At 71.0% G+C, this 17941-nt stretch carries 19 protein-coding genes; 6 read left to right on the forward strand and 13 right to left on the reverse strand.

Annotation, left to right across the window (positions count from 1 at the left end):
- Positions 1 to 1098 (reverse strand): Gfo/Idh/MocA family protein (locus DJ81_RS10825; RefSeq protein ID WP_141212575.1); only part of this gene is annotated, 1098 nt, incomplete at its 3' end.
- Between the two features lie 88 nt (positions 1099 to 1186).
- Between DJ81_RS10825 and DJ81_RS10830 the strand changes: the two genes are divergently transcribed.
- From DJ81_RS10830 to DJ81_RS10845, 4 genes are all read left to right on the forward strand, one after another.
- Complete coding sequence (locus DJ81_RS10830) at positions 1187 to 2056, forward strand: hypothetical protein (RefSeq protein ID WP_094524885.1); 870 nt, start codon at positions 1187 to 1189, stop codon at positions 2054 to 2056.
- 99 nt (positions 2057 to 2155) lie between these two features.
- The gene (locus tag DJ81_RS10835) at positions 2156 to 2533 is read left to right on the forward strand and encodes a 6-carboxytetrahydropterin synthase (RefSeq protein WP_094524861.1); all 378 of its coding nucleotides are present in this window, start codon (positions 2156 to 2158) and stop codon (positions 2531 to 2533) included.
- Positions 2530 to 3684, forward strand: coding sequence for a glycosyltransferase family 4 protein (locus tag DJ81_RS10840; RefSeq protein ID WP_094524862.1), 1155 nt, complete (start codon positions 2530 to 2532; stop codon positions 3682 to 3684). The genes DJ81_RS10835 and DJ81_RS10840 overlap by 4 nt, the downstream gene beginning before the upstream one ends.
- Complete coding sequence (locus DJ81_RS10845) at positions 3681 to 4727, forward strand: hypothetical protein (RefSeq protein WP_394338292.1); 1047 nt, start codon at positions 3681 to 3683, stop codon at positions 4725 to 4727. The genes DJ81_RS10840 and DJ81_RS10845 overlap by 4 nt, the downstream gene beginning before the upstream one ends.
- A gap of 42 nt (positions 4728 to 4769) precedes the next feature.
- On the opposite strand, the gene DJ81_RS10850 is transcribed toward DJ81_RS10845, so the two are convergent.
- Positions 4770 to 5753, reverse strand: a complete 984-nt coding sequence (locus tag DJ81_RS10850; protein WP_094589711.1) for a TIGR00269 family protein — start codon at positions 5751 to 5753, stop codon at positions 4770 to 4772.
- Positions 5754 to 6301: 548 nt separating this feature from the next.
- On the opposite strand from DJ81_RS10850, the gene DJ81_RS10855 reads away from it, so the two are divergent.
- Positions 6302 to 6820, forward strand: a complete 519-nt coding sequence (locus tag DJ81_RS10855; RefSeq protein ID WP_094527813.1) for a DUF4442 domain-containing protein — start codon at positions 6302 to 6304, stop codon at positions 6818 to 6820.
- 10 nt (positions 6821 to 6830) lie between these two features.
- Here the strand turns inward: DJ81_RS10855 and DJ81_RS10860 are convergent, their stop codons facing one another.
- The 4 genes from DJ81_RS10860 to DJ81_RS10875 all read right to left on the reverse strand — a co-directional run bounded on the left by DJ81_RS10860 (position 6831) and on the right by DJ81_RS10875 (position 10348).
- On the reverse strand, positions 6831 to 7625 hold the full coding sequence (locus DJ81_RS10860; RefSeq protein ID WP_094589713.1) for a response regulator: 795 nt from the start codon (positions 7623 to 7625) through the stop codon (positions 6831 to 6833).
- A gap of 117 nt (positions 7626 to 7742) precedes the next feature.
- Complete coding sequence (locus DJ81_RS10865) at positions 7743 to 8699, reverse strand: alpha/beta fold hydrolase (protein WP_094589715.1); 957 nt, start codon at positions 8697 to 8699, stop codon at positions 7743 to 7745.
- A gap of 86 nt (positions 8700 to 8785) precedes the next feature.
- A complete protein-coding gene (gene meaB, locus DJ81_RS10870; RefSeq protein WP_094589717.1) occupies positions 8786 to 9928 on the reverse strand; it encodes a methylmalonyl Co-A mutase-associated GTPase MeaB in 1143 nt (380 codons plus the stop codon).
- On the reverse strand, positions 9929 to 10348 hold the full coding sequence (locus tag DJ81_RS10875) for a cobalamin B12-binding domain-containing protein (RefSeq protein WP_094524868.1): 420 nt from the start codon (positions 10346 to 10348) through the stop codon (positions 9929 to 9931).
- A gap of 173 nt (positions 10349 to 10521) precedes the next feature.
- Between DJ81_RS10875 and DJ81_RS10880 the strand changes: the two genes are divergently transcribed.
- A complete protein-coding gene (locus DJ81_RS10880; RefSeq protein WP_094589719.1) occupies positions 10522 to 11421 on the forward strand; it encodes a VOC family protein in 900 nt (299 codons plus the stop codon).
- Positions 11422 to 11477: 56 nt separating this feature from the next.
- On the opposite strand, the gene DJ81_RS10885 is transcribed toward DJ81_RS10880, so the two are convergent.
- From DJ81_RS10885 to pstC, 7 genes are all read right to left on the reverse strand, one after another.
- A complete protein-coding gene (locus DJ81_RS10885; protein WP_094589721.1) occupies positions 11478 to 11867 on the reverse strand; it encodes a hypothetical protein in 390 nt (129 codons plus the stop codon).
- A gap of 135 nt (positions 11868 to 12002) precedes the next feature.
- Positions 12003 to 13055 (reverse strand): sodium:calcium antiporter, encoded by a 1053-nt coding sequence (locus tag DJ81_RS10890; protein ID WP_094524871.1) that lies wholly within the window; start codon positions 13053 to 13055, stop codon positions 12003 to 12005.
- A 69-nt stretch (positions 13056 to 13124) separates the two neighbouring features.
- Complete coding sequence (locus DJ81_RS10895) at positions 13125 to 13583, reverse strand: low molecular weight phosphatase family protein (RefSeq protein ID WP_094527820.1); 459 nt, start codon at positions 13581 to 13583, stop codon at positions 13125 to 13127.
- Positions 13584 to 13638: 55 nt separating this feature from the next.
- Positions 13639 to 14337 (reverse strand): PhoU domain-containing protein, encoded by a 699-nt coding sequence (locus DJ81_RS10900; protein WP_094589723.1) that lies wholly within the window; start codon positions 14335 to 14337, stop codon positions 13639 to 13641.
- On the reverse strand, positions 14338 to 15174 hold the full coding sequence (gene pstB / locus DJ81_RS10905) for a phosphate ABC transporter ATP-binding protein PstB (RefSeq protein ID WP_094527822.1): 837 nt from the start codon (positions 15172 to 15174) through the stop codon (positions 14338 to 14340). It lies immediately after the preceding gene.
- Position 15175: 1 nt separating this feature from the next.
- Positions 15176 to 16954: a phosphate ABC transporter permease PstA gene (pstA, locus tag DJ81_RS10910; RefSeq protein WP_094589725.1), complete on the reverse strand. Its 1779-nt coding sequence runs from the start codon at positions 16952 to 16954 to the stop codon at positions 15176 to 15178.
- Positions 16954 to 17928: a phosphate ABC transporter permease subunit PstC gene (gene pstC / locus DJ81_RS10915; protein WP_094589727.1), complete on the reverse strand. Its 975-nt coding sequence runs from the start codon at positions 17926 to 17928 to the stop codon at positions 16954 to 16956. Before pstC ends, pstA begins: the two co-directional genes overlap by 1 nt.
- Between the last annotated feature and the right edge of the window lie 13 nt (positions 17929 to 17941).

Here is a 17941-nt window from a genome sequence, read left to right on the forward strand (position 1 = left end):
CCCCTCGACCCCGGTGCCCGTATTACACCCGTCCGACGCCGGCCTGACGACCGGCGCCGGCGGCGGGTCGGCGGTCGCCCCGCAGTCGTCGACGGCGACCGGTCCGTCCCCCTCGGCGGCCGCCTCGATCGCGTTGCAGACGGCGACGACGTGGGCGCCCCGCCGCCCGCCCGCCCGCGAGGGCGACCCCGCCTCGACCGTCGCGGCGAGGCGCTCGACGGCGTCGACGTACTCGTAGGGCTTCGCCGGAGACGTCGGCGGCGCGCTCACGTACTCCCGCCCGACGCGACCGAACCGGACGGCGTCGCGGTCGTCGTCCATCGCGCCGGTCCCCGTCAGGTACAGCGAGCCGTCGTCGCCGTGGAGCTCCAGCCCGTAGAACTCCCGGCTCCGGTGGGGGGCGTAGAAGCTGGCGGTCAGCCTGACGGTCGGCCCCGCCGCGAACGCCAGCGTCGCCTCGACGTGGCTCGGCGTCGAGGGCCGGCGCTCCTCGCGCTCGGGCCACACGTCGAGCGCGTCGGCGACGCGGACGCGCTCGACCGGGCCGAACCACGACACCAGCAGCGCGAGCGGGTACACGGCCCCGTCGTACAGCGGCCCGATATCGAGGAAGGAGCCGGGGCGGTCGTGCCAGTCGGTCACGCGGCCGACGTGGGCGTGAGCGTATCCGAGCCCCACCGGGCCGAGCCGGCCGTCGGCGAGGAGGCGCCCCGCGCGGCGCTGCGAGGGCGCTCGCGGCGTGCCGGGTGCACAGCCCAGCGCGAGGCCGCGGTCGCGGGCGAGCGCCACCAGCGCCCGCGCCTCGTCGGCGTCGAGCGCGAGCGGCTTCTGCGAGTAGACGTGGCGGTCGGCTTCGAGCGCGGTCCGGGTCACCGGCGCGTGGGCGGCGTGGCTCGTCAGGTTCACCACTACCGGCGCGTCGACCGCGGCGAGCGCCGCGTCCAGGTCGGTAAAGGACGGGCAGTCGTGGGCCGCGGCGAGGGCGGCGGCGCGATCCCCGTCGAGGTCGACGACGCCGGCGAGCGACAGCGGACTCCCCGACAGGCCGGCGGCGTACTCCGGCGCGATCGACCCGGCCCCGGCGAACAGACAGTTCACGGTCGTATCGAGGCGGGGAGACGTATATGCCTCCCGCCGGAGCGGTTTAGTCGCCGCGCGCTAACTCACGGTCGTGACGGAACCGGGAATGAGCCGCCTCGGGACCGCCTACCTGCGCGGGTTGCAGGCGGTCGGTCGGCGGCTCGACTACGGGACGAACGCCTTCGACCGCGAGTGGGACGTCCTCGTCGTCCTCGACGCCTGTCGGGCCGACCTGCTGCGTTCGGTCGCGGCCGACGTCGACTTCCTCGACCGCGTCGAGACGGTCCGGTCGGTCGGCAGCTCCTCCTCGGAGTGGTTGGAGAACACGTTCGTCGGTCGCCCCGAGACGGCCCGGACGGTCATGGCGACGGGAAACACGTGGACCGACCGCTACCTCGACGCCGACGCGTTCGCGGCGCTCGACGAGGTGTGGAAGTACGCGTGGGACGACGCCCTCGGCACCGTGCCGGCGCGGGCGGTCACCGAGCGGGCGGTCGCGCTCGCCCGGGAGCGCGACCCCGACCGACTCGTCGCCCACTACATGCAGCCGCACCACCCGTTCGTCCCGGACCCCCTCGACGGCGACGACGGGCTGGCCCGGACGGGGAGTCACAGCAACGAGGGGAACCCGTGGGTGTCGCTCCGGCGCGGCGAGGTCTCGGTCGAGCGCGTCTGGGCCGCGTACGAGGCCAACCTCCGCCACGTGCTCGGCGAGGTGGAGACGCTCGCCGACAACGTCGACGGCCGCGTCGCGGTCACGGCAGACCACGGCAACCTCTTCGGCGAGTGGGGGCTGTACGGCCACCCGATGAACACCCCCGTGCCCGCCCTCCTCGCCGTGCCGTGGGCCGAGACGACCGGCGTCGACCGCGGGACGCTCGACCCGGCGCTCGAACCGCCGGAGCCGCTGCCGGTGAGCCGCGTTCACGGGGAGAGCGACGAGCGAGAGCGGCTCGCGGCGCTCGGCTACCTGTGAGCGTCCGTCGGGCCGACGGCGGGGACGCGGCCGGCGGCAGTCCCGGTCGCCTCTCCCCCGCCCTCCGGATTTAGGTGCGTCGCGCCCGTGGATCGGTGTATGTACGCGACGACGGTGCTGACGGACTTCGTGGCCCAGCACTACCTCACGGTCCCCGACCCCGGACCCGAGGGCGTCCCGCACTCCCACCACTTCGAGGTGGAGCTGACGTTCCGCGGGCCGGAGCTGAACGAGTACGACTACCTCGTCGACATCGACGACGCCGACGCGGCGCTCGCCGACCTCGCCGACCGCTACCGCGACGAGCTGCTCAACGACCTCCCCGAGTTCGAGGGGCGCAATCCGAGCGTCGAGCGCTTTGCCCGGGTGATCTTCGAGCGCGTGACCGACGCGGTGACCGACGAGACCGTGACCGAGCTGTCCGTGACGGTCTGGGAGGACGACGCGGCCGCCGCGACGTACGACGCCCCGGTATGAGGGTCGGGCTCACGCTGTACGGGAGCCTCGACGAGCGGTCCGGAGGGTTCCGCTACGACCGGAAGCTGGTCGAGGGGCTCCGGGCCGCCGGCGACACCGTCGAGGTCGTCGAACTCCCGTGGCGAGCGTACCCGCGCGGGCTGCTCGACAACGCCAGCCCGTCCCTCCGCGACCGCCTCCGCGTCGACGTCGACGTGATGCTGCAAGACGAGCTCGCGCACCCCTCTCTGGTCCTCGCCAACCGCGGTCTGCCGTACCCGATCGTGAGCGTCGTCCACCACCTGCGGGCGAGCGAGCCGCGCCGCCTCTCGCCGCTGTACCGCGCCGTCGAGCGCCGGTATCTCGCGACCGTCGACGGCGTCGTCTGCAACAGCGGGGCGACCCGCGACGCGGTCGCCGCCCTCGGCGTCGACCCCGACGAGACCGTCGTCGCCCCGCCCGCGGGCGACCGGTTCGATCCCGCAATCGACGGCGACGCGGTCGCGGCACGCGCCGCGTCGCTCGGGGAAATCGGCGAGGAATCCGGAGCCGGCGACGGCGCGTCGGTCGCCGACCCCGCTCCCGCGCCCCTCCGAGTCGCGTTCGTCGGGAACGTCGAACCGCGGAAGGGGCTCGACACGCTCGTCGAGGGCGTGTCCCGCGCCGACGCCGCCGTCGACCTCACGGTCGTCGGCCGGCCGGTCGACGAGTCCCACGTCGCCGACGTCCGGCGATTGGTCGGCGAGCGCGGGCTCGGCGACCGCGTGCGCTTCGCCGGCCGGCTGTCGGACGACGCGCTGGCCGACGTCCTCCGCGAGAGCCACGTCCTCGCGGTCCCCTCCCGGTACGAGGGGTTCGGGATCGTCTACCTCGAGGGGATGAGCTTCGGTCTGCCGGCGATCGCCTCCCGGGCGGGCGGCGCGAACGAGACGGTCACCGACGGCGAGACGGGCGTCCTCGTCGACCCGGACGACCCCGCGGCCGTCGCCCGCGCGCTCGACGAGTTCGCGGCCGACCCCGATCGGACTGCCGAGATGGGCCGCGCCGCCAGGCGGCGGTACGAGCGTCACCCGGGCTGGACGGAGTCGACGGGTCGAGTCCGGCGACTCCTCGCCGACGTCGCCGACGCGGGCGACGGCGTCGACGCGATAGACACGGAGGTGGCGACGTGACGGGCGACCGCGACGTGACCGGAAGCGGCGACGAGTCCGCCGAGGCGACCGACGAAGAGGCCCCCGCCGCCGACGCTCTCGCCGACGACGCCATCGCCGACGACACCGACGCCTTCCGGCGCTACCTCCGCGCGAAGCGGACCGTCGACGACCGGGCGCTCGACCGCCGGCTCGTCGGGATCCTCCGCGAGCGGCTCGCCGACCGCGCCGCCGCGAGCGCCGGGCCGCTGCGCGTGCTGGAGGTCGGGGCCGGCATCGGGACGATGGTCGCCCGCCTGATCGATCTGGAGGTGCTCCCGCCGGGCGAGACGCGGTACGTCGCCGTCGACCGCGACGCGGAGACGCTCGCCGGCGTCGGTCCGTACCTCCGGGAGTGGGCGACGGACCGAGAGGGACCGGTCTCCGTCGAGACCGCCGACGGCGACGCGCTCGTCGTCGAGACCGACGCCCGTACGGTTCGGGTCGAGCCGGTCGCCGCCGACGCGGTCGCGTACGCCGGGGAACGCCCGGGCGAGTGGGACGCCCTGATCGGGATGGCGCTGCTCGACGTCCTCGACCTCGACGGGCTCGACGCCCTGCTCGACGCGCTCGGCCCCGGCGGGACCTACTACTTCCCGATCACCTTCGACGGCGGGACGCGCTTCCGCCCGGCGCACCCCGACGACCGGGCAATCGAGCGGCTGTACCACCGGCACATGGACGAGAAACCCGACGGAGACAGCCGCGCCGGCGGCGCCGCGCTCTCGCGCCTGCGCGAGGCGGACGGCTCGACGCTCCTCGCGGTCGCCGGCTCCGACTGGGTCGTGCGTCCCGCCGACGGCGAGACCGGCTATCCGGCCGACGAGGCGTTCTTCGTCCGGCACATCCTCGACACCGTCGAGCAGGCGGTCGGCGAGGTGATCGCCGTCGGGGGCGACGGATCGCTCTCGGCCGCCGACCTCGACGCGTGGCTCTCAGAGCGGCGGCGACGGGTCGACGCCGCCGAGCTCGTCTACCTCACCCACCAGCTCGACCTGCTCGGGCGGGTCGACGGCGACGCCTGACCGACAGAACGCTCGGGTCGCCGACCGCGTTCGACGGGGCGGTCAGGTCGCCGCCTCGATCGAGTCGAGCAGGCGGCACTTCCGGCAGACGTCGCGGCTCGTCTTCGAACCGCAGCGCTCGCACTCGCCGAGGTCGGGGGCGCCGTCGGCGGCGTCGCCGCCCTCGCGGTACGCCTCGGCGGCGAGCGCGGAGAGCTCCTCGTAGCCGGCCATGATCGAGTGGCGGGCGCCGGGGTGGTTCTCCTCTAACTCGTGGATCGTCGACCGGATCTCGCCGCGGTACGCCTCCGAGGAGTGGGGGCACTCGGCCATGTGCGTCGGGAGGTCGCGGACGTGACAGTAGAGCGCGATCTCCTTCTCGGGCACGTCGCGGAGCGGTTTGGCGCGCGGGACGAAGTCGTCGGTGCCCTCGCGCTCGTCGAAGGGGCCGAGCGAGGCGTCGAAGTGTTTCGCCACCTGTCGCACGTCGCCCTCGAGGAAGTTCATCATCGCCGTCTGCGCCTCGTCGTCGAGGTTGTGGCCGGTGAGCAGCTTGTCGGCGTCGAACTCGGCGGCGTACTTCTCGAGGAGGTCGCGGCGGAACACGCCGCAGTACGCGCAGGCGGCCATGTTCTCGGGGTCGTCCTCGACGACGTCGTCCATCCGGACGTCGAACTCCTCCTCGTAGGAGACGACTTCGTGCCGGAGCGAGAGCTCCTCGGCGAGCTCGACGCAGGCGTCGAGGCTCTCGTCGCGGTACCCCTCGATCCCCTCGTGGATCGTCAGCGCGAGCATCTCGACGCGGGGGTCCTTCCCGAACACGTCGTCCAGAATTCGCGTCAGCGCGACGCTGTCTTTCCCGCCGGAGAGGCCGATCACCCAGCGGTCGGGGTCGTCCGGCGTCGCCTCCGGATCGAGGAGGGAGTCCTCCCGGACCCGGCGTTTCACGCGCTTCTCGACCGACCGGCGGAGGTGTTCGCCGCAGAGGTGCGCCCCGGAGTAGGCGGCGTGGTGGACGGCGTCGGCCCCGCACTTGTCGCACTCCATCGGTGTCGGGTTACCGACGCGCGCGGATACCCGTTTCGGGCCGCCTACGTGAGAGCGGGAGCGAGATCGGACGGAAGTGAGACCGACGGAAGCGCTTCCGAAGCCCCGATCGATCGTTTATAAGTAGTTGATGACGGATCGACGGCGAACGCCTCCGAAGCCCCAGTCGCGACGGCTCGCGCGGCTTGCTGCGTTCCTCGCTCGGTCGCTGGTGCTCTCTCGCTGCGGTACTTGCTTCGCCGTGCTTCGCCCTCGCGGCTGCCCCTTCGAGTCCCGCCCCGCACCACGACCGCACCTCACGCCTCCCCAGCCTCGTCGGTCGCCCTCCGCGTCGCTCCGGGCGACCGACTCCAGCGAGAATCGAAGATTCTCTGGCAGCCGGCGCGGAGCGCCGGCGACCTCGCGCAGGCTGCTCGCGCCCGGTAGGCGCTCGCAGGTGCGCGCCACCGCAGTCATTTACATAAGCGTCAGATATCGACATCGACAACCCCGGGCGCGTTGTCGCCGGTTCCGACACGGGTTTGTCGCCGGCGCGGCGCCTCCGAGACGTGACCGACTCGCCGACCGGCGTCGACCGCGACCCCGATCCCCGTCCCCTCCGCGAGGACCCGCCGGCGGAAAGTCTCCGGACCCGGCTGTGGCGCCACGGCTTCAACCTCCTGCCGGCCTACCGCGGGACCGGCGCCCGCGTCGACCGCATCGGCGCGGACTGGCGCTACGTGCGGATCCGCGTCCCGTTCAACTGGCGGACCCGCAACGCGGTCGGGACCATCTTCGGCGGGAGCCTCTACGGCGCGATCGACCCGGTGTACATGACGATGCTCCGGCGGCTCCTCGGCGACGGCTTCACCGTCTGGGACAAGTCGGCCGCGCTCGAGTTCCTCGAGCCGGGCCGCGACACGCTGTACGCCGAGTTCGAACTGCCCGTCGCCGAGACCGACGCGATCCGCGACGCGCTCGGTCCCGGCGAGTCGACCGACCGCGACTACCTCGTCTCGCTCGTCGACGAGGCGGGGACCGTCCACGCCGCCTGCGAGAAGACGCTGTACGTCCGGCGGGACGCCTGAGTCACGCCCGTCAGTCGATCGCGGCCGTCCCGCCGGCGACCTCGTCGAACGGCGACACCGAGATGACGAGCCGGTCGTCGCTCGCCGTGCTCACCAGCTTCGACTCCGCGAACGTGGTCCCGTCGGCGCGGAGCCCCTCGCTCGTCCCGGTCCACCGCTCGCCCTCCATCACCGCCGGGATGACGTGGGTCCGGATGTGTTCGACCTCCTCGTCCGGGTGGAGGCGCTGCCAGGGCTCGCCGACCAGCTCGTCCGGCTCGTAGCCGTACAGCCGCCCGTACTCCTCGCCGACGAACTCGAAGGTGCCGTCGGGCGCGACCGTGCAGACCCCGTCGAGCGCGACCTCGGTCGCGGGACCGACGCCCTCGGCGTCGCCGTCCCCGACGCTCTCGGCGCCCGCCTCGAAGCTCCCGCCCTCGCCGTCGACCGCGTGGCCGACTCGGCGTAAGAGCGCGGTGTACCCGTCGACGCCGCCGCGCTTGTGGACGTAATCGCTGACGCCCGCGCGGACCATCTCGGCCGCGATGGCGTCCGGCTCGGTCGCCGAAAAGAGGAGGAACGGGAGGTCCGGCTCGGTCTCCCGCGCCGCCGAGAGCAGCTCGACGCCGGTCCGACCGGGCATGTCGTAGTCGCTCACGACGCAGTCGAACGCCTCGCGCTCGATGCGCGCCAACGCCGCGTCCGGGTCCGTCTCGGCGACGGCCTCGCAGTCGATCCCGTCGTCGCGTTCGAGGTACGCGGCGACGAGCGCGGCGAGCCCCGGCTCGTCGTCGACGCAGAGCACTCGAAGGGATGAGTCGGTCATACTCCCGCGTCGGCGATCATCGCCTAAACCGCTTGCTTCCCGATGCTCAGGTCTGATACTGGGATTCCGACCGGCCCGACGCGGGGGCGGTCCCCGGCCTCCGGTGCGGCTCCCGTCTCAGGCGGTCGCGCCGGCGACGAGGCTCTCTCGCACCGTTTCGACGAACCGCTCCGGGTGCTCGACGTGCGGGAGCAGCCGCGCGCGGTCGAAGACGACGAGGCGCGCGTCGGCCTCGTCGGCCAGGTCGCGGCCGTCCGAGAGGGGGCTCACCTCGGCCTCACGCCCCCAGACGATCGTCGGGGGCACGTCGAGGTCGGCGAGCGCGGCCGCCAGGTCGAGGTCGCTGTTGAGGTAGCCGGATATGAAGGAGGCCGGCGCGAACCGAGCGTTCTCGACGTGGGTCGTCCGCCACTCGTAGTCGGTCCACTCCTCGCTCGGGTTCGTCGGGTCGTCGTAGCCGTGGTCGGCGTTGAAGTAGCGGATCGACGGCTTCGACGCGATCACGTTGAACAGCGCGTCCCCGATCAGCGGCGACCGGATCAGTTCGCGGAGCCACGACTTCGGGGGGCTCGGGCCGGCGGTGCTCGTCGGACAGACGCCGACGAAGCCGCTCACGTCGACCGCGTCGCTCCCCGACCCGTCCCCGGTCGCCGCCCCGGCGGCGTACGCGGCCGACAGCGACGAGGCGACGACGGCCGGCTCGTCGAGGTCCGCGAGGAAGTCGCGGACGAAGTCCTCGTACAGCGCCGCGGAGTACCGTAGCGGCGGCCGATCGGAGCGACCGTACCCGGGGAAGTCCGGCGCGATCACGTGGTAGTCGACGGCCAGGTCGTCGAACACCGCGCGCCACTCCCCCGAGGAGCCGGCGGCGTTGATCCCGTGGAGCAGCGCGAGGTCCGGGTCGTCGGGGTCGCCCGCCTCCGTGAACGCGACGTCCATCCCGCGCCAGCGGAAGACGCCGTCGTCGCCGTCGAGCGGGGCCTCCAGCTCGCCCTCGTACCGGAGTCCGGTGTTGGCCGCGGCGAGCGCGCCGACGCCGAGGAGGGCGGTCCCGGCGAGGTTCCTGAGCTTCATGGAAACCTGTTGGTCCGCTGGCGACTTATACCTCGTGGCCCGCCCGGGCGGTCACGCCTCGCTCCCGACCGCCGCCCCTCGGTCGGTCACTCCCGGTCCGTCTCCACGCAGTCGACGATGGGGGCGACGACCTCGGCGGCGACGCTGTACGGGTCGGTCTCGCGCCGGCGGACCGCCTCGGCGAGCCGGTCGATCCCGCCGCGGCGCTCGATCTCCTCGGCGGCGAGGGCCCCGACGTCGGACCGCACGAGCGTCCGGATCTCCTCGGCGTAGCGCCGGCGCTTCGTCGCCTCGATCTCGCCCGACTCCCGGAGGTGCGCGGCGTGGGCGTCGAACGCCGCGATCAGCTCGTCGACGCCCTCGCCCGTGTTCGCGACCGTCCGGAGCACCTCGGGGGTCCACCCCGGGGCGTCGTCGCCGCTCGCGTCGGCCGCGTCGCCGGAGGCCGCCTCGCCGTCCGAGGGGGTCGGGTCGTCCGGGTGCTCCGGCGCGTCGAACCCGTGATGGCCCGTGTCGAGCCCCGTCGTCGGGCCCTCCCGCCGGTGGACCATCTCCTCCAACTCGGCGAGGGTGCGCTCCGCGCCGTCCATGTCGGCCTTGTTGACGACGAACACGTCGCCGATCTCCAGGATGCCGGCCTTCAGCGTCTGCACGTCGTCGCCGGAGCCGGGCTGGACGAGCACCGCGACCGTGTCGGCGGTCCGCACCACGTCGACCTCGTTCTGCCCGGCGCCGACCGTCTCGATGACCACGACGTCCTTCCCGAAGGCGTCGAGCGCCTTCACCGCGTCCGCGGTCGCCATCGAGAGCCCGCCGAGCTGGCCGCGCGCGCTCATCGACCGGAAGAACACGTCCATGTCGCCGACGTTCGACCCCATCCGGATCCGGTCGCCGAGGACCGCGCCGCCCGTGTACGGCGAGGAGGGGTCGACGCCGACGACGCCGACGGTGTCCCCGCGCTCGCGGTAGGCCGCCGCGAGCTTGTCGACGAGCGTCGACTTCCCGGCGCCGGGCGAGCCCGTGATCCCGATCACGTCCGCGCCGCCGGTGTGCCCGTGGAGCGCGGAGACGATCGCCCGGTGGCCCGCGGCGCGGTCCTCGATCCGGGTGATGACGCGGGCGAGCGCCCGGTGGCTCCCGGCGAGCAGCTCCTCGACGAGCTCGGCGTCGCGGTCGCTCAGCTCCGGGGTCCGCTCCGCCGCCGACCCGTCACGTTGCGGCCCGTCCATCTACGCCCGCTCCGGCACGTTGTTCCGGATGAACTCGATCGTCTCCTCCATCGGCGTCCCGGGGCCGAACACCTCGGCGACGCCGAGCTCCTTGAGCTCCGTCTCGTCGTCGTCAGGGATGATCCCGCCCACGAGGATCAGGGTGTCCTCGAACGCGTCGTACTCCTTGAGCCCCTCGATGACCTTCGGGACGAGGGTGTTGTGGGCGCCCGAGAGGATCGAGATGCCGAGCACGTCGACGTCCTCCTGGACCGCCGCCTGTACGATGTCCTCCGGCGCGCGATGGAGCCCGGAGTAGACGACTTCGAAGCCGGCGTCGCGGAACGCCCGCGCGATCACGTGTGCACCCCGATCGTGGCCGTCGAGTCCGACCTTCGCGACCAGACACCGAATGGCCCGCTCCTCCTGTTCGACGCTCATATCGGGTACTGCGTCGCGTGCCCGTTTGATTCTAACGGACGATCGGGAGAGTCCGGGTCGTTGGGGCGGTCGCGGTCGGTCGCCCAGTTCGCTCACGGCTCCCGCGACCGGCGGGTCCCGCCGCTGCTCCCGTGACCGACGCGTTAAACGCGCGGGCGTCCCTGAGAGGCGACATGACCGACGCTTCCCCCGAGGACCGCCTCCCGCCCGGCGCGCGGATCGGCCGCGCCGCGCTCCGCGTCGCCGACCTCGACGAGACGACCGCCTTCTACCGCGACGTCGTCGGCCTCGCCGTCATCGACTGCGACGGCGACAGGGCCGTCCTCGGCGCCGACGGCGACCCCCTGCTCGTCCTGCGACGCGACCCGGACCGCCCCGAGCGCGGGCGCACCGAGGCCGGCCTCTTTCACGCCGCGTTCCGGGTCCCCTCCCGGGCCGCGCTCGGCGAGGCGCTGGGTCGGGTGCGGGAGCGCTGGCGCCTTGACGGCGCCTCCGACCACCTCGTCAGCGAGGCGCTGTACCTCGACGACCCCGAGGGAAACGGGGTGGAGATCTACCGCGATCGCCCCCGCGAGGAGTGGCCCACCGACGACGACGGGACGGTGCGCATGGCGACCGACCCGCTCGACTTGGAGGGGGTCGCCGCGGCCGCGGAGGCGGTCGAGGGGAACGCTTCCGCGGGATCGTCGCCCGTCGACCGCGCCCCGCCCGGCACCGACCTCGGCCACGTCCACCTCGAAACCGCGTCGCTGTCGGCGTTCGAGGCGGTGTACGTCGACGGGCTCGGCTTCGAGGTCGGCATGACCGGCCCCGACGTCCGGTTCGTCGCCGCCGGCGGCTACCACCACCACCTCGCCGCGAACACGTGGCGCGGGCGGACGACGCCCGCGACGGGGCTCGGGCTCGCGTGGTTCGAGGTGGTCGTCCCCGACGCCGACGCGCTGGACGCGGTGCGGGAGCGGCTGGAGGCGGTCGCGGCCGACGGCGATGTCGATGTCGCCGTCGACGAGCGCGGTGGAGGGGTCACCGTCACCGATGCCGACGGTATCGAGGTTCGCGTTCGGACGGAGTAGAGAGGAGCGGCGGTCAGGCTCCCGCAACGGAGGGGATCAGCTCGCCGAGAAGAGCGTTAGCACGCGAGGGCCGGCTCGGCGTCACCCTCGACCAGCACGTCGGTCAGCGTCTCGAGATCGGCTCGCAACGTCGCCTCGTCGTCGTCGAATCCGTACCGCTCGAGGGCCGCGGAGCCGTCGATCCGCAGCGTCTCGCTGCTCGGCGGGAGCGCGGCTCGGACCCCACCGGCCGCGCGCTCGTTGATAACGGTCGGTCGGTCTCTGTCGGAGTCGATCCCGATGCGGAGCTCGGCGAGCGGTTCCAGGTCGTCGTTCCGTTCCGCGGCGTCCACGACGCCGTGGAACCAGCGGGCGGCGAGGCGTTCACTCGGTAGAATGATATGTCCGGTGTCGCGATCGAAGCTCGTGTTATGGCGTCGAATGCGACGCCCTAAGGTCTCGTTCATCTGCGGATAATTAGGGCCTCTGTTCCGTTAAATGTTGGCTTTCAGGGCCTCTATCCGCCGATATTGATAATGTACGTTCGGTACGGTTCGGACCCGCCGGCCGTCGGCTCACGGGCCGGCCGGCTCACGGGGCGGTCACGTGACGATCGATCGGAGCGTCTCCTCGGTCAGCAGCGCGGTAATCCCGAGCGCCTCGGTCGTCATCCAGCCGAGGAAGGCGACGTACATCGCGAGGAAGACGTACCCCTCCTCGGTAGTGATCTCGAACTCCGTCGCGGACATCACCACGACGACGAGGGTGGTATAAAACAGAAATAACAGTAGCGGCACGGATGTGAGGAAGCCGATCGAGACGCCGCCGGCGAGGATGACGCCGATCGGCAGCGCCGCGACGAGATTGAACGTGTTGGTCCCGAAGACGTTCGCGATCGCCGCCCGCTTGTCGCCGGCCTCGCCCATCTTCACGCCGACGAGCAGGTCGGGGAACGAGCTCAGCACCGACAGCACCGTCACGGAGATGAGGAACGACGGCGCGTCGAGCGCGTCCGAGATCTGTACCGTCATGGTGACCATCGACTCGACGCCGACCAGCACGATGACCAGCCCGGCCGCGAACAGCCCGGCCTGTTTGGGGACGTTCGTTGACTCGGCCCGCTTCATGTCCGACGCCCCGCTCTTGCCCCCCGCGAGTAAGATGACGTACACGCCGTACAACACTAGCAGGCCGACGCCCATCTGCGGCGTGATCCGCGCGAGCTCGCGCCCGTCGGTCCCGAGCACGCCGAGCGCGATCACGCCGAAGAGGGCGAGCACGGCGACCATATAAAAAATGGCGTCGCGGTAGACGATCCCCTGCGTCGTCGTCGTGTCGCCGCTCGTGATCGCGACAGCGGCCGGGATGACCAAGATATTGAACACCGCCGTCCCGATGAGCGCCCCGGCGCCGACGCCGAAGTCGCCGAGCACGAGCACCGAGATGACGATGATCGCGAGCTCGGGGAACGACGTCGCGGCGGCGACGATGAGCCCGCCCTGGATCGCCTGCGAGACGCCGAAGTGGTCGCTGATCTTCGAGGTCGTCGACTCGATGACGTTCGCCCCCTTCCAGGTCAGCAGGAACCCGATCGCGCCCAACACGAGCCAGACGGCGAGCGACTGGTCTCCGATGAGCTCCTGCAGTACAGTCACGTCTCGTCAGTGCGTCCGAAGTCGATTAGAGCTTCCGGAGTCGATAATGGCCGCCTCGACGCGGAGCCCCTACTCACCGTCGCACTCGCCGAACCGCTCGTCGAAGAGGACGACCACGCGGCGCTCGATATCGTCGCGGATCTCGCGGACCTCCTCGATCGGGCGCTCGCCCGGGTCGTCGAGGTCCCAGTCGTCGGTGTCGACGCCGTCGAGCTCCAGTGTCGAACAGCCCATCGTGGCGACGAAGTCCGACGCGGCGAGCGTCTCGTCGGACACGTGTCGCGGCGTCCGACCGTTCACGTCGAGGCCGACCTCGGCGAGCGCCTCGACGACCACGTCGTGGACGCTGTCGGCGGGGGCGGTGCCGCCCGTGACGACCTCGACGCGGTCGCCGAGGCCGCGCCGGTCGCGCTCGCGCTCCGCGAAGGCGGTCGCCATCTGGCTCCGGCCGGCGTTGCGAACGCACATGAACGTGAGGGTGGTCGTCGCGTCGGTGACGTCGTCGTCCGCGGTCTCTGAGGGTGTCATGGTCTCTTGTGGATTGTGTCTCGGCCGTCCGTTCCGTCTCCGTGCCGACCGCCGGTCAGTAGATCAGTTCGTCGTCGCTCTCGATCATGTACAGCGTCCGGGCGGCGATGTTGACCCCGTGGTCCCCGACCCGTTCGAGGTCGCGGATCGCCAGCAGGGCGCGCGAGATCTCGTCGAGGGTGTCCGCGAGCCGGTCCGGGTCCGGGTCGCCGTCCCCGTTCGCGGCGGCGCGGGCGCGGTCGGCTTCGAGGAGGCTCCGCACGACCGCTTCGCTCGCTCGGCGACAGCGCTCGTCGAGGTCGTCGTCGCGAACGTCGATCTCACGGCACGCGTCGGGGTCGGTCGCCTCGTAGGCCGCGACCGCGTCGGCGACCATGTCGCCGGCCGCGTCGCCGAGCCCGCGGAAGTCGACGGCCGGGTGGATCCCGCCGTCGTCGCCGCCATACGCGGCGATGTTGGTCGCCAGGTCGCCGACCCGTTCGAGGTCGGTGATGATCTTGAACGAGGCCGTCACCAGCCGGAGGTCCCCGGCCACGGGCTGCTGGAGCGCGAGCAGCTCCGTGCACTCCTCCTCCAGTTCGAGGTACCGCTCGTTGACGACGTGATCCCCGCCGATCACCTCGTCGGCGAGGTCGTCGTCGCCCGTCTCGGCCGCGCGGAGGGCGGTCTCGTACCGGTCGAGGACCAGGTCGCCCATCGCGACCACGTCGCCCCGGAGCTGCTCCAACCGCTCCTGGTAGTTCTCGCGAGGCATCTACCCGAACTTCCCCGTGATGTAGTCCTCGACGCGCTGCTCCTCGGGGTCCTCGAAGATCTTGGTGGTGTCGTCGTACTCGACCAGCCGCCCGCCGGTGAGGAACACCGCGGTCCGGTCGGAGATGCGCGCCGCCTGCTGCATGTTGTGCGTGACGATGATGACGGTGTACTCCTCCGCGAGGTCGTCGATGAGGTCCTCGATCTTCGAGGCCGCGACGGGGTCGAGCGCCGACGTCGGCTCGTCCATCAGGATGACTTCCGGGTCGGGCGCGATGGCGCGAGCGATACAGAGCCGCTGCTGTTGCCCGCCGGAGAGGTCGAGCCCCGAGGAGCCGAGCTGGTCTTTCACCTCGTCCCACAGCGCCGCGCCCTTCAGCGACTCCTCGACGCGCTCGTCGACGTCGCCGTCGAACCCCTGGATCTTCAGCCCGTACGCGACGTTGTCGCGGATGGACTTCGGGAACGGGTTGGGCTTCTGAAACACCATCCCGATCTTCCGCCGGAGCGCGACTGGGTCGACGTCGTCGTCGTACACGTTCTTCCCGCCGAACTCGATGTCGCCCTCGACCCGACAGACCTCGATCATGTCGTTCATCCGGTTGATACACCGGAGGAACGTCGACTTGCCGCAGCCCGAGGGGCCGATCAGCGCGGTCACGCGCTTCTCGGGGATCTCCATCGACACGTCGTCGATCGCCTGCTCGTCCCCGTAGAAGACGTTCAGGTCGCGCGCGGCCACCGCGGTCCGGTCCGAGGGCGCCGTTCGATCGTTCGATCCGGTCTCTACGTCCGTCGTGATGAGCGAGTCGCTCGGTTTCGTTTCGGTGTTACTCATGTTAGTTTCCCCGCTCCGCGCGGTTTCGCAGCAGTATCGCCGTCCCGTTCATGCCGATGAGGATGATCAGCAGCGTGATCACGCCGGCCGCGACGACCCCGTACCGGAACTCCGCCTGGGGGAAGTTCGCCCACGCGTAGATCTGCATCGGCATCGCGCTGAACTTGCTGAACAGGCTGCTCGGCGGGCTAAACACCGTCGTCGCTGCGCCAACCATGATGAGCGGTGCGGTCTCGCCGATCGCCCGACCGAGCGCGAGGATCGTCCCGGTGAGGATCCCGGGGAACGCCTCGGGGAGGACGACGTTCTTCGTCGTCTGCCAGCGGGTCGCCCCCATCGCGTCCGATCCCCGGCGCAGGTCGTCCGGCACCGACCGGATCGCCTCCTGCGCGGAGATGATCGTGATCGGGAGAATGAGCAGTGACAGCGTCAGCGACACGGTTACCGCGGTCCCGAACCCAAATCCGAGGAGGTTCGCGAACAGCCCCAGTCCGAGCAGCCCGTACACGACGGACGGGACCGCCGCCAGATTCGCGATGTTGATCTGAAGCAGCCGCGTCAGCGCGCCGACGACCCCGGTGTCCGCGGTGTATTCCTCTAGGAACACCGACGTCGCGACCCCGAGGGCGAACGAGAGCACCGCGACCATCGCGATGATGATCACCGAGCCGACGATCGCCGGGTACAGCCCCGCCTCGGTGGCGGTTCGCGACGGCGCCTCCGTGAGGAACGTCTCGCTGACCCACGGGCTCGGCGTCGGGATCCCGAACAGTTCGACGAGGAACGCTCCGGCAAGCGCGCCGGCGACGAGCAGGACTGGAAGCCCCAGTCCCGACACCCCCTCGCCGACGTCGAACACGCGATGGAGGTACGCGGCGACCGGCACGCCCGTCACGGCGATGACCAACAGCGCGTTCGGCCCGCCGACGCCGAGTCCCGCGGCCCGTCCGAACAGTCCGACCGCGGTCGCGAGCGCGAGCGGAACGCCTCCCGCGGTCAGCGCCGCCGTCCGGCTTCCACGGCCGTTCACCACGACGGCGCCGGCCGCCGCGATCGGGATCGCCAGCGTCCAGAGGTATATGAACGCCGTCGTCGGGTACGTCCGGAGCACTTCTCGGACGAACACGGCGAGCACCATCCCGAGGATACTTATCGGAAGGGCGGCCGTCACGGCGGCCGGCGTGTCTCGGAGGCGACCGTACGCGTACGCGAGCAGCGCCGGAACGATCCCGAGCGTGTACGCGAGGAACCACAGCCGCTCGTCGAACACCAGAAAGAGGACGCTGAACGCCAGCCCGATCGCGGTGCCGCCGATCAGCCGTCCGACCATCCCGAAGCCGACCGATCCGGGTCGGCCGCGGGCTCCCATGTAGACGAGGTATCCGGTGAGCGGGATGATAACGACGAAGAGGTACGTGAGCTGCCAATTGAGCCGCGGAACCTGGCCGACGAACGTCTCGACGAGCGTGAAGGCCACGGCGACGGCGACGAGGCCGCCGCCGGCCACGGTGACGGCCCGACGAGTCAGCGTCCGGTCACGCGCGCTGTACAGGCAGAATCCGAGGAACGGCACGACGAGCGTGAGGAAGTACGTCAACAGCCACAGCGGGTTCGCGTTCGCTAGATCAAAGGCGTCGATCGTGACGTAGATGAGCAGCACCGCGAGCGCGAAGATCCCGAGCACGCTCGCCCCGAGCGAGAGGTACTCGAAGGCGATCCCCCGGACGCGGCTCACCTCGCCGAACTCCTCGACACGACCGGTGTCGGTGTCGGTCGCCATCAGTACTCCTCCCGGTACCGTTCCGCGATAAGATCACTCAGTACGTTCATCACGAGGGTCACCACGAACAGCGTGAGTCCGAGCGCGAACATCGCGTCGTACGGGATCGTCCCGCCCGTCAGGTCGCCGCCGGCGATCTGCACCATCGCGACGGTGATTGTCATCCCGGAATCCAAGAGGACGTCGGTGGGATTGATGTACGGAATCCCGAGAAGCGTTTCCCTGACGGCCGGCATCCGCGCCTGCGCGCCCATCGCGACGACGACGATCATCGTCTCGCCGATGGCGCGGGACACCGCGAGGATGTACGAGGAGGCGATCCCCGAGATGGAGGCCGGGACCACGATCCCGGTCGACACCTCGAACTTCGTCGCCCCGAGACCGTAGCCGGCCTGCCGCAAGTCGTCCGGTACGGCGCTCATCGCGTCCTCCGAGATCGATGACACCATCGGGATCGTCATGATCCCGACCATCAGTGACGCCGACAACGCGTTGAAGGTGCTCATCTCCGGGAACAGCGTCGCTTTCAGTGCCGGGGTGATGTACACCAGCGCGAAGTAGCCGTACACGACCGTCGGAATACCGGCGAGGATCTCCAACAGCGGTTTCAGTATTGAGCGCGCGCTCGACGTCGCGTACTCGCTGAGATATATCGCGGTCAGCGTTCCGACCGGAAGCGCGACGAACGCGGCCGTGATCGTCACGGTGAGCGTCCCGATCACCAACGCGACGATACCGAACGATTGCCCGCCCCCGCGCGGGTTCGGGCTCCAGCTGGTGCTGAAGAGAAACTCGCGGATCGGTACCTCGGCGAAAAACATCAACGCGTCCGACAGCAGGGTCGCGATGATGGCGACCGTCGTGAGCAATGTGATCACCGCGCACGCGGCGAAGAACCCGCCGTAGGTTCCCTCCTTCAGTCGTGTGAGCCCGCTCCGTCGCTGTAGATCCGGACTCTCGGTGCTATCTGTCACGGACGGTCGGAGT

Origin of the sequence: Halorubrum sp. Hd13 (assembly GCF_002252755.1) — an archaeon.
Taxonomy (GTDB): Archaea; Halobacteriota; Halobacteria; order Halobacteriales; family Haloferacaceae; genus Halorubrum.

Excerpts from the sequence above, each read along its gene's own strand:
- DJ81_RS10830 (WP_094524885.1), top strand. The coding sequence starts at position 1,187 with ATGAGCCGCCTCGGGACCGCCTACCTGCGCGGGTTGCAGGCGGTCGGT.
- DJ81_RS10835 (WP_094524861.1), top strand. The coding sequence starts at position 2,156 with ATGTACGCGACGACGGTGCTGACGGACTTCGTGGCCCAGCACTACCTC.
- DJ81_RS10840 (WP_094524862.1), top strand. The coding sequence starts at position 2,530 with ATGAGGGTCGGGCTCACGCTGTACGGGAGCCTCGACGAGCGGTCCGGA.
- DJ81_RS10850 (WP_094589711.1), bottom strand. The coding sequence starts at position 5,753 with ATGGAGTGCGACAAGTGCGGGGCCGACGCCGTCCACCACGCCGCCTAC.
- DJ81_RS10860 (WP_094589713.1), bottom strand. The coding sequence starts at position 7,625 with ATGACCGACTCATCCCTTCGAGTGCTCTGCGTCGACGACGAGCCGGGG.
- DJ81_RS10865 (WP_094589715.1), bottom strand. The coding sequence starts at position 8,699 with ATGAAGCTCAGGAACCTCGCCGGGACCGCCCTCCTCGGCGTCGGCGCG.
- meaB (WP_094589717.1), bottom strand. The coding sequence starts at position 9,928 with ATGGACGGGCCGCAACGTGACGGGTCGGCGGCGGAGCGGACCCCGGAG.
- DJ81_RS10875 (WP_094524868.1), bottom strand. The coding sequence starts at position 10,348 with ATGAGCGTCGAACAGGAGGAGCGGGCCATTCGGTGTCTGGTCGCGAAG.
- DJ81_RS10880 (WP_094589719.1), top strand. The coding sequence starts at position 10,522 with ATGACCGACGCTTCCCCCGAGGACCGCCTCCCGCCCGGCGCGCGGATC.
- DJ81_RS10885 (WP_094589721.1), bottom strand. The coding sequence starts at position 11,867 with ATGAACGAGACCTTAGGGCGTCGCATTCGACGCCATAACACGAGCTTC.
- DJ81_RS10895 (WP_094527820.1), bottom strand. The coding sequence starts at position 13,583 with ATGACACCCTCAGAGACCGCGGACGACGACGTCACCGACGCGACGACC.
- DJ81_RS10900 (WP_094589723.1), bottom strand. The coding sequence starts at position 14,337 with ATGCCTCGCGAGAACTACCAGGAGCGGTTGGAGCAGCTCCGGGGCGAC.
- pstB (WP_094527822.1), bottom strand. The coding sequence starts at position 15,174 with ATGAGTAACACCGAAACGAAACCGAGCGACTCGCTCATCACGACGGAC.
- pstA (WP_094589725.1), bottom strand. The coding sequence starts at position 16,954 with ATGGCGACCGACACCGACACCGGTCGTGTCGAGGAGTTCGGCGAGGTG.